This window comes from Rhodopirellula sp. UBA1907 (genome assembly GCF_002337565.1).
Lineage (GTDB): Bacteria > Planctomycetota > Planctomycetia > Pirellulales > Pirellulaceae > Rhodopirellula > Rhodopirellula europaea.
Genome location: NZ_DDGH01000089.1, coordinates 167121 through 177376, shown reverse-complemented (window position 1 = coordinate 177376; position 10256 = coordinate 167121). Strand labels below are relative to the sequence as shown.

The window sequence follows — 10256 nt, the reverse complement described above, 5'->3', positions numbered from 1 at the left end:
GCATCCGATTTCGACCTGCCGATGGCGTCGCACGTGTGGTTCTCGTATGCCAAAGAGAATGCCGACGTCGATAGCATCCAAGCCTTTGCGAGCGATCTGGTGCTGCAATCGATCGCTGATGAACCGCTTGATTCGGAAATGACATCAAGCGAATCCACCGATAACGAACTTGCCAAAGTCGTTCCCGTACAAGGAATTCGCGATCACTTAGACATCACCGCCCGCCGATGGATTTGGGTGATCAGCTACATCCCATTGATCTCGCTTCTGATCGCCTGCCTGGGCGTGCTGAATGTGATGCTCGCGTCCGTTCGATCTCGGCGATGGGAGTTTGGCATTTTGCGTTCGATTGGCTTCACCAGCTCGGATCTCAGTCGCGCCATCCTGGTCGAGGGACTGATGATCGCATTCGTGGCGGGCTTGCTCAGCCTCGGTTTCGGAATTCTAAGTGGATGGTGCGGCAGCGGGATGGCTCAGTACATGAGTTTCTTCGGAGGACTTCATCCACCGCTCGTCATTCCCTGGCTTCCCATCCTTGGTGGCTTCCTGTTGGTGCTTTTGCTCGGCGTTGGAATTGCCGCCTGGCCAGCTATCTCGATCAAACGATCACGGCCGATGGACCTGCTTCAATCCGGAAACGACTTCAGTTGAGCCCCTTGTCTCGCTAGTTTCCAAGCAATTCGATCAAACTATCGGCAATCGCGTAACGCCAATGAAAGTAACCGTGGCCGCCAACGAATTCGCTGTAGTGAACGTCATAACCCTTCGCTCGCAAACAGTCTCGAAAATGTCGGTTGCCGGACAAGATCTCGCTGGCCGTTTCGAAAGTCCCCGCCTGCAATGCAAACCGAACAGGCTTTCGATCCGCACGAACAAATTCACGAATCAGCCAATTGGGTTCGCCGGATTCGACCGAACCAAACTCACCTCCCGGCGACCACCAGTACGATCCCGATTGGCTCAGCACATTGCCGAACACCTCGGAAGCCTTCAGCCCTGCGTATGACGAGGCCAATCCACCATAGCTGGCACCAACCAACACGATGTTCTCTCGAGTTGCGTCCATCGACTGCTCATGAACGAACGGCATCAGCTCTTCGGTCAAGAAACGAACAAAGTCGTCGTTGCAAGGAAGTTCTACGGCCCGAGACTTCGGACTTGGGTTACTGATCAAAACGGCGGCAGTGGACGGAATCCGTTTCGCGGCGATCAAATTATCCAATATCGTCGGCAGGTTCACCTCGTCGAGGTATTGATCTCCATCAAAGACGACCAACAACGCGTTGCCGGAAGCAGCGGGATCGTATCCGGCAGGACGATACAAATGAACGTCGCGTGTGTTCGTCAGAATTTTGCTTTTGAGTTCCAGCGTCGTCACCGAGCCAGCGAGTGACTCTGAAGACGAATCGAGCCAAGGAACAACCGGCGCATCCGGCAACTCAACCACGGAACTGCCATCGAACTGATCGACCGGGCTGGCCGGTTCGAACAACGGATTGAATGGGTCTCGCTGAGCCGTCGCAAGAATTGCACGCCGACGGTCGCGATAACTTCCATCGAACACAGGCACGTCCGGTGCCAAGCGATAGTTGATGCGAGCTTTTCGAGACACCGGATAACTGCGATACCAAATATCGCTGTCACCAAGACGTTGCATCTCATCATGATCGCCCGATGGGGCACCAAAGATGCGAACGTTGTGCTCGGCGCCCCGCCACAAAAACGTGACCAAAGCTTGATCTTCGCGAAGCGATTCATCGGCGTTGTTGTCCTCTACCAGCGGCGAACCATCACGAGCAACAGCCTGCCAGAACTCCGTTGTGTTGCCACCGTTTTGAAGCTTCCGCTGCAAAGCCGACAGGATAGGACTCTCAATTCGATCGAAACTTTGGAACTGTTCCGCCGCGGGGATGACCGAATCAATCCGCAACTCATAATTCTGTTTTTCGGGTCCAGCCACCATCACCTCAGCGGGCGATGGCTCGTCGACCACAAACAGGAAGGTCGCCATCGCACCTTCACCATTGGTCAGACGCCGAAAGCGTTCACCATGCTGATCGATCAACCAAAGCTGAATGCCTTTTCCTCGAATCGAGCCACGGACGAAGTCACCGCGGTTCGCATCTAACCTAAGCAACGACGTGGTCTTCGCAGTGTCATCACCGTTCTCGCGTGAATCCAACACTCCGCGGTGAACAGCCCCAACATGCAACATCGGTGCATCGTCAGCAGACAACGACCGCATCGACACCAGGAATGCCCATACCAGCAGGATCGCGGTTGTGGCAAAAGCCAAATTCTTCGTTTGTTGAATCATGCTGGTCTCGTCGATGTTGCTCGCTGGAATCAATGGTGCCGATTGTGGATTCCCCACCACCACCGTCAAGCTCGATGGAATTTCGGTCACGGACGATGGCTATTTCGCCGGCGGTTCCTGCAAAGTCGTTCACTCGAATCAGACCGAAACCGACAACAAAATTCGCCGTACCCCGCAAATCGTTGGCTTCGACGCCGTCTGTGTTGCGATCGATCGATGTATGCGTTGCCCTGGCACGGCTCGTGCTTAATCAAAGCACCATTCTTCGCTCAACCACTCTTGTGACCGACTCGATGCCACCAATCACGCCACCCATGTCTGTGCCCGAACGTTCTCAACCAACAACCGCAACGGTTCAGTCCATTTCCAAAACTTATCGGCAAGGCATTCGCCAGGTCGATGCGTTGCGTGATGTCAGCCTCGACGTCGAAGCAGGATCTTTTGTCGCGGTTATGGGAGCCAGTGGGTCAGGCAAAAGCACGTTGCTGCACTTGATGAGCGGATTGACTCGTCCGACATCGGGGTCCGTTCTGATTGAAGGTCAAAACATCGCTGATCTGTCGGACTATGAGCTCACCTGCTTTCGACGGCGGCGAATCGGCCTGGTGTTTCAGGCGTTCAACTTGGTGCCGTCTCTATCAGCACGAGACAACATTCTGTTCCCGCTCTATGCCGCGGGAGAAAGCTTGACTGACGAATCCGAGCTAACCGAACTTGCTCAGCAATTGGGTATCGAAGATCGCTTGCACCATCGCCCCGACGCACTCAGTGGTGGTGAGCAGCAACGCGTTGCGATCGCACGTTCACTGATCACCAATCCGGCCATCGTCTTCGCTGATGAACCCACCGGAAGCCTGGATTCTGTGACTGGCGATTCGATCTGCAGACTGCTGCGAAACCTGTGCGATCAACAACAACGGACCATCGTGATGGTCACTCACGAACCCAGTGTGGCGGTTTGGGCGGACAGCGTAGTCGCTCTCAAGGACGGCCAAATCGTCAGCCAATTCCTCACGAAAGAGTGCACGGATGCTCAGTCGCTAGCAGCTCGGTACCAACAAATCGTCTCGACTGGTGCCCCGGAAATGGCCCATTCGCCCTAGTTCAAATTGCCGCAGAACCACTTGTTTCCCGTAAGAAAACAGCGTTTTGCCTTGAAATAGCTCAAATATCACCCGCACGCCTCGTTTTGCCCCTTGTAACCGTTCGGATCAACCAGCACCATATTGCGACTGACTCGCAATAACAGATTCGTCGACGCAGCCAGCAACGGGTTCACACCCTCCAGCCAGCCACGTTCGTTTCGCTTCTTGATCGATCTCACCACCGCGGTGAGGCCCGATCCGCTGAAGTAGATCCGTACCCAGTGTGCCTTCCGGCTGGAGTTTTTAATGCCCCGTTCGCCTCTCGATTCTTCGTCGACGCCCCCTGAACCGGTCTCACACGAGACGAATCAAGCTGGCTCTGCTCGCCCCGCCGCGCGTCACAAAGGTTTCACTTTGGTGGAGTTGTTGGTGGTCATCGCGATCATCGGCGTCCTGGTTGGCTTGCTCTTGCCAGCGGTCCAAGCCGCTCGCGAAGCCGCCCGCTCGATGCAGTGCAGCAACAACCTCAAACAACTTGGGCTTGGGCTTCACAACTACGCATCGACCTACAACGGTGCCTTCCCCAACAACGGCTACAGTTGGCCAGCCGGATACCCGAGTGACTACTCGCCGTTTGCCAAAATTTTGCCGTTCCTTGAGCAAGCTCAACTGCAAGATCTGATTGATTTCGACATCTACATGGGTCATCCCGCGCTCGCGGATTTGCCCGAAGGCTTGCATGAAGCCGCTGGCACGCGAGTCCCAACCTATGAATGCCCAAGCGATGTCAACGCAGACGTGCACATGTTGACGATGCCATCGGGAGCCACCATTCCGATCGCTGGCACCAGCTACGCAATGAACCAAGGCAGTGGACTGGATGGTGTTTTTCACCCCAGCATCGGCGAACCCGACGGATTGTGTTGGACCAACGCGAAGGTCAAGTTCCGCGACATTCTCGACGGCACCAGCCACACCATCGTGTTTGCAGAAACACTGATCGGTGGCGGGCTGAACTCGGACACACCGACGCCCACGATGGATCCACAGTTCTTTCGTGCGGGAGTCTCTGAAGCGAGCACCGCGGTGGCCAACCTCGCAGACTCAGGTGACATCGCCGACGTTCAGTCGTACATCACCAGTTGGAACGGCGACCGCAATCATTATTGGTTGAGAGGCACCGTTCCCAACGGCCCAATCATCAACGGCCGCTTGTCACCCAATAGCAACATTCCCGACTTGGCTCGCGGCTCGTCCAAGATCACCGCCGCTCGCAGCAATCACACAGGATTGGTGAAAGTCGCTTTAGCCGACGGCAGTGTGCAAACCGTGACGGACTCAATCGATTTGCAAATTTGGCACGCGAGCTGGACGCGAATGGGTCGCGAAGTGGAAACGATTTCACAGAATCGTTGATGCGATTCCAACAACTCAACTCAATCACACATCAATCGTTCAAACGTCGCTGAGTCGCACAACGCTCACTGCAATTGTCGCTCAGCATTTTTTCAATTCGCTGTTACGAAGCCAGCCATGAACCTCGGTTCAATAGCCAGCCACGTTCACCTCGCACAAGCATGTGCCCCACCTAGGAGAACCTGAATGACTCACCAAGACGAAGCTGGCTCAACGCCAATCAACTCTCAATCGACAAAACCGTTCGCAATTCCAAAGCTGCATCGCGGTTTCACATTGGTCGAATTGTTGGTCGTCATCGCGATCATCGGCGTGCTGGTTGGCTTGCTGTTGCCCGCGGTTCAAGCCGCACGTGAGGCCGCCCGGTCGATGCAGTGCAGCAACAACCTCAAGCAAATCGGACTGGCCACACACAACTATGCATCGACTTACGCCGGTGCGTTCCCCAACAATGGGTTCAGTGGTCCGACCTATCCAAACGACTTCTCGCCCCACGCGAAAATTTTGCCGTTTTTGGAGCAATCCCAACTGCAAGATCTGATCGACTTCAGCATCCCGATGGGACACCCCGCACGCGAAGATCTTCCTATTGAGTTGCGTGAAGCTGCTCAGACACGAGTACCAACGTTCGAATGCCCCAGCGATGTCAATGCTGTTCTGCACGGATTGACGATGCCATCGGGTGATTCCATTCAAATCGCGGGAACCAGCTACAGCATGAACCAGGGCAGCGGCCAAGATGGTGTCTTCCACCCTGGCAACGGCACTCCATCGGACGGCATGTGCTGGGTCAACGCCAAGCTGAAATTCCGTGACATCCTCGACGGAACTTCCCACACCATCCTGTTCGCTGAAACGGGCATTGGGTCCGGACTCGACGTGGCCAATGTCTCGCCCAAGATGGATCTTCGATCCAATCGCGCGTCGGTCAGCTCCATCGCCACGACGGTCTTGGAAGCAGCGGCCCAGAACCAATACGCCGGTGTTGAAGCGGTCACAAACAGTTGGGACGGAAGCCGCAACCACTACTGGCTTCGTGGGTCGGTACCTGACGGAGCCGTCATGAACGGGTACTTGCCACCGAACAGCCAAATTCCCGATCTCAGTTTTCGTTCGGCGAAAATCACCGGACCACGTAGCTATCATACCGGGCTCGTGAAAATCCTGATGGCTGATGGCAGCGTTCAAAACGTGACCGATTCGGTCGAACGAGAAGTCTGGCACGCAAGCTGGACTCGAATGGGACGCGAGGTCGAGACCATTTCGTCCAACTAACTCCTCGCTGACCTTCCTTGATGAGCAACCCGACCGCCGAAACGACTGCGACGCCCACCATTCGAAAGACCGGATTCTCATCCGCTGCTTTGCGGATGGTGGTGTTGTGGCACTGGACCAGCTCGGCAGTTTGCTTGATCGGGATGTTGGGGTTTGCGATCACCGGCATCACGCTGAACCACGCTTCCCAAATTGAAACCGAACCGCAACGCGATTCGGTCATCGATGATTTACCGCCGGAGTTGGTGAGCTTGCTTGCGAATTCGACGGAAGAAGAATCAGCCGCTTTGCCGCCTGAGCTGGCCGCGTGGTTGACCGAGCAAACCGGCAAATCAATTGGAAGCCGAGAAGCGGATTGGTCGGAAGACGAAGTTTACCTCTCGATGCCCGGGCCCGGCTCCGACGCTTGGTTGGCGATCGATCGCGAGACCGGTGAGTTCGAATTTGAATCGACCCAGCGAGGTTGGATCTCCTACTTCAACGATTTGCACAAAGGACGCAACACAGGTGCGGCATGGAAATGGTTCCTCGATCTTTTCGCGATTGCCACGTTGGTGTTTTGTCTCACTGGTCTGCTGTTGTTGGTTGAACACGCTCGACGTCGAAAAATGACTTGGCCACTGGTCGGACTCGGACTCTTCCTGCCGTTCCTATTGGCCGTGTTGCTCATTCACTGATCACTTTCCTTCCTCTTGATAACTCGACTTCCTTCCATGATGAATCGAATTGCGTTGATGCTTGGCATCGCTCTGCTCGGCGTCAGCCAGACGACCGCCGAAGACTGGAAAGCCACCGTTGAAATCCCACGGCTGAATGTCTCGGAATACCACCGTCCTTACGTGGCGATCTGGATCCAAGACGAAAACCGAAAGTGCGTTGCGAACTTGGCCGTTTGGTACCAACTGACCAAATCTGGCGAAGGCGAAGGAACCAAGTGGTTGCCCGACCTGCGTCAGTGGTGGCGGCGTTCTGGACGTTCGCTGGAAATGCCCGTGGATGGTGTGTCCAGCGCCACCCGTCCCGCTGGCAAACATGAACTGACGTTCGACGACCACAAGCAACGATTTTCGAAATTACCGGCTGGCAAATACAGCCTGATGGTCGAGGCCTCGCGAGAAGTCGGCGGCCGCGAAATTGTGGAACTGCCATTTGTGTGGCCTTCCAAGACGACACAAAAATTGAATGCCGCTGGCAAAGAAGAACTCGGCGAAATCACTTTCGTCATCCCATCCTCCAAATGAACTCCCTTTTTAACACGAGAATGAACATGAATCGCTTGCTCCTTTCGCTTGCTTTTTTGCTGACCGCCATTCCGAGCACGACCTATGCCCACAAGGTTTGGTTGCTGCCATCGCAAACTGTGTTCTCCGGTCCCGAGCCCTGGTTGACCGTCGACGCGGCTGTTTCGAACGACTTGTTCTACTTCAATCACTTTCCTTTGGGATTGGACAACTTGGTCATCACGGCCCCTGATGGAACCGAAGTCGAAGCCCAGAACCAAGCCCAAGGCAAGTACCGCAGCGTCTTTGATCTGCCACTGACTCAGCGTGGCACCTATCGCTTGGCAGTCGTCAATGACGGTGCCTTCGCGAGCTGGGAAGAGAACGGCAAACGTCGTCGCTGGCGTGGAAGCGCTGACTCGATCGCGACTGAAATCCCTGCCGATGTGACCAACCTTCGCATCACCGAAAGCTTCGGACGGATCGAAACCTTCGTCACCAACGGTGCACCTTCGCAAGAAGCACTGAAGCCAGTTGGCAAAGGAATCGAACTCATTCCAGTGACTCATCCAAACGACCTGTACTCGGGCGAAACCGCGACCTTCCGCTTCTTGGTCAACGGCCAACCTCAGAAGGACATGGAAATCATTGTGATCCAAGGCGGAACCCGCTATCGCAACTCGCAGGAAGAAATCAACGTCACCACGAACGAAGAAGGCGAGTTCCAAGTCACTTGGGATGAACCCGGCATGTACTGGATCGAAACCAGTCACCAAGACGACGAGACCAAGATCAAGAACGCAGTCGGCCGCCGAATGAGCTATGCGGGCACTTTCGAAGTTCTGCCTCAATGATCTCAAAGGTCAACGCCATTTGCCTCGCGGTGCTGATGATCGCCGCTTGGTTCCTGGCACAATGGACCGAAGGCACTTGGTGGGTCGCACCACCGAGTGCCGCACGTTGGTGGATGGCGGCGGGTACCCTCGTCGCCTACGGCTTGCTGTGTGCCTGGTCATTGCGAAATGACTCGGTGACAAAAACAGCAACGACGAATGTCACCTCGGTCGCTTCCGAACAAGCGACAGAGAACCGCCCGGCGACTTCTGCCAACGACGATTCGGTGCTGGTCGTCTACGCCAGCGAAACAGGATTCGCTGAAGAACTGGCACAACAAACATTGGAACTGCTTCGTGCGGCTGGCAAGGCTGCCGAACTGCTGCCATTGGATGAATTATCCGTCGAGCAATTGCAGACGGTTCCACACGCATTCTTTCTGGCCAGCACAGCGGGAGATGGTGAACCGCCCGTTCACGCATTTGAGTTTGCCGAGGAAGTGATGTCTTCCAAGCATGATCTGTCATCTCTGACCTACGCGGTGTTGGCACTCGGCGACAGCAGTTACGACGAGTACTGTGCGTTCGGCCGACAAATCGACGCTTGGTTGCAACAGTGCGGCGCGAAGGCAGCCGACGAGAGAATCGAAGTCGATGACGCCGATCCGTTGGCATTGTCAGCTTGGCAAGCACTCGTCGAAGAGTTTGCCGGCAACGCTCAACCGAGTCTGTGACTCAGCTTTGATAGCGAACCAAGTACCAACCGCGACCAATCGGTGTGGCGGTTTCCATTTCGTGCGGGTCAGACAAACCGCCCACAAATGATGCCGGTTGGCTGGATGGTGGATGCCATTCCGCCCAGTCGCCTCCATCGGTTCCGGTCAGTTGCAACTTGATCGCGCCGTCCTGCAATTCAATCGCACTGACATAGACCGATTGCTGCGCCACTGACGGAGCCTGCAACAAAACCAACGTGGTCGGGCGTCCAAACGGATACGCCATGAAGGGCCCGATGGCAGGAAGCTCACCATCACGCTCCGGCCACTCTTCGCGAAGCGGAGCAACAATGCGTTCCAGCCCCTCCACACGCAAGGCGAACCGTGCCCGTTTGCCTTGCCATGCGATCGAGTCAACGTGGGTCGCAAGAGCAAACCAAAACCCAGCCAAAGTGACCACCGCCAACAGCTGTGCCAACGATCGGTGCTGAGTTATTGGCGATGATCTGGCAAAGAACTGGACCAGCAAACCAAGCAGACTTCCCACGGCCAAGATCGCGATCAAACCGATCCCAACACTGCGAACTGGATTGGCTTGGATCCATGAATCTGAAAACCATTCACTTCGAACCGGAGATCCAAACGAAGGGTCCACGGCCGCCCAAATCGCAAGCATGCAAAATGCTGCGATCTGGCTTCCCCACAACCACTTCGATTGTCTCGACATTCAGGTGCCTCGTTCGTCCGCGAATGAATCGTCAGGAAACAACACTCACTGACAGTGTCCCAGTGCCATCAACGCAAAGCTGGTGGCGAGATTCTTATCGTTCTCAAACCATCGCTGATTTTCGTTGCTCCACGAGCCATCTTCGTTCTGACGTTCGGCCAATTCCGCGATCAAGTCTGCTTTCCAATCGTGTTCCTTGCCATCGGAATCGGCGACCGTTTTCAAAACCGCGGCATCGAGCGCCGCTGCGAAGGTGTGGTAATAGTAGTACAGCCCAGCGGACCCCATGCCGGGATTCTTCTCAACGCTGTAGTGATCCTGGATCCAGGCTTGAGCGGCTTTGACACGAGGGTCTTCCTTTGTCAGACCGGCAAAGATCATGCTCTTCAAACCCGTGTACCCCATTGAGCCATAGCTGCGAAGTCCACCATTGGGAGTGAAGCGTTCTTCCGAGGTGCTCGGATCAATCTTGGTCGTCGGGATTTCGTAGTAGAACCCGCCGTCATCGACCTTGTCGGCGAACTGAGTGTCGTTGTACTTGCTGTCCAAATTTTGGCATCGCGAAATGAACACGAGGGCGCGTTGAATCGCTGGGTCGCTTGCCGGAGTCTCCACGGCTCGCAAGGCTTCGATCATGTACCCGGTGTTGGACAAATCAGGTCGGCCG

At 55.3% G+C, this 10256-nt stretch carries 12 protein-coding genes; 9 read left to right on the top strand and 3 right to left on the bottom strand.

The genetic code is table 11. The features are described 5' to 3' along the window. Window positions 1-651 (top strand): ABC transporter permease (locus B2R17_RS20030; protein WP_286765361.1); only part of this gene is annotated, 651 nt, incomplete at its 5' end. A gap of 13 nt (window positions 652-664) precedes the next feature. On the opposite strand, the gene B2R17_RS20025 is transcribed toward B2R17_RS20030, so the two are convergent. Next, a complete protein-coding gene (locus B2R17_RS20025; protein WP_286765360.1) occupies window positions 665-2317 on the bottom strand; it encodes an enterochelin esterase domain-containing protein in 1653 nt (550 codons plus the stop codon). On the opposite strand from B2R17_RS20025, the gene B2R17_RS20020 reads away from it, so the two are divergent. From B2R17_RS20020 to B2R17_RS19985, 8 genes are all read left to right on the top strand, one after another. Further along, the gene (locus B2R17_RS20020; RefSeq protein WP_286765359.1) at window positions 2316-2567 is read left to right on the top strand and encodes a hypothetical protein; all 252 of its coding nucleotides are present in this window, start codon (window positions 2316-2318) and stop codon (window positions 2565-2567) included. The genes B2R17_RS20025 and B2R17_RS20020 overlap by 2 nt on opposite strands. A gap of 31 nt (window positions 2568-2598) precedes the next feature. Continuing rightward, window positions 2599-3420, top strand: a complete 822-nt coding sequence (locus B2R17_RS20015; protein ID WP_286765457.1) for an ABC transporter ATP-binding protein — start codon at window positions 2599-2601, stop codon at window positions 3418-3420. A 288-nt stretch (window positions 3421-3708) separates the two neighbouring features. Next, complete coding sequence (locus tag B2R17_RS20010) at window positions 3709-4818, top strand: DUF1559 domain-containing protein (RefSeq protein WP_286765358.1); 1110 nt, start codon at window positions 3709-3711, stop codon at window positions 4816-4818. A 186-nt stretch (window positions 4819-5004) separates the two neighbouring features. Then, window positions 5005-6093, top strand: a complete 1089-nt coding sequence (locus tag B2R17_RS20005) for a DUF1559 domain-containing protein (RefSeq protein WP_286765357.1) — start codon at window positions 5005-5007, stop codon at window positions 6091-6093. Window positions 6094-6113: 20 nt separating this feature from the next. Continuing rightward, on the top strand, window positions 6114-6770 hold the full coding sequence (locus tag B2R17_RS20000; RefSeq protein WP_286765356.1) for a PepSY-associated TM helix domain-containing protein: 657 nt from the start codon (window positions 6114-6116) through the stop codon (window positions 6768-6770). A gap of 36 nt (window positions 6771-6806) precedes the next feature. Beyond that, window positions 6807-7334 (top strand): DUF2271 domain-containing protein, encoded by a 528-nt coding sequence (locus tag B2R17_RS19995; protein WP_286765355.1) that lies wholly within the window; start codon window positions 6807-6809, stop codon window positions 7332-7334. Window positions 7335-7360: 26 nt separating this feature from the next. Further along, entirely contained in the window at window positions 7361-8167 is an 807-nt protein-coding gene (locus B2R17_RS19990) for a DUF4198 domain-containing protein (protein WP_286765354.1), read from the top strand. After that, window positions 8164-8880: a flavodoxin domain-containing protein gene (locus tag B2R17_RS19985; protein ID WP_286765353.1), complete on the top strand. Its 717-nt coding sequence runs from the start codon at window positions 8164-8166 to the stop codon at window positions 8878-8880. The genes B2R17_RS19990 and B2R17_RS19985 overlap by 4 nt, the downstream gene beginning before the upstream one ends. Window position 8881: 1 nt before the next feature. Here the strand turns inward: B2R17_RS19985 and B2R17_RS19980 are convergent, their stop codons facing one another. Further along, the gene (locus B2R17_RS19980; RefSeq protein WP_286765352.1) at window positions 8882-9589 is read right to left on the bottom strand and encodes a hypothetical protein; all 708 of its coding nucleotides are present in this window, start codon (window positions 9587-9589) and stop codon (window positions 8882-8884) included. A gap of 45 nt (window positions 9590-9634) precedes the next feature. Beyond that, window positions 9635-10256, bottom strand: a 622-nt coding sequence (locus B2R17_RS19975; protein ID WP_286765351.1) for a prenyltransferase/squalene oxidase repeat-containing protein, incomplete at its 5' end; no start/stop codon positions are given.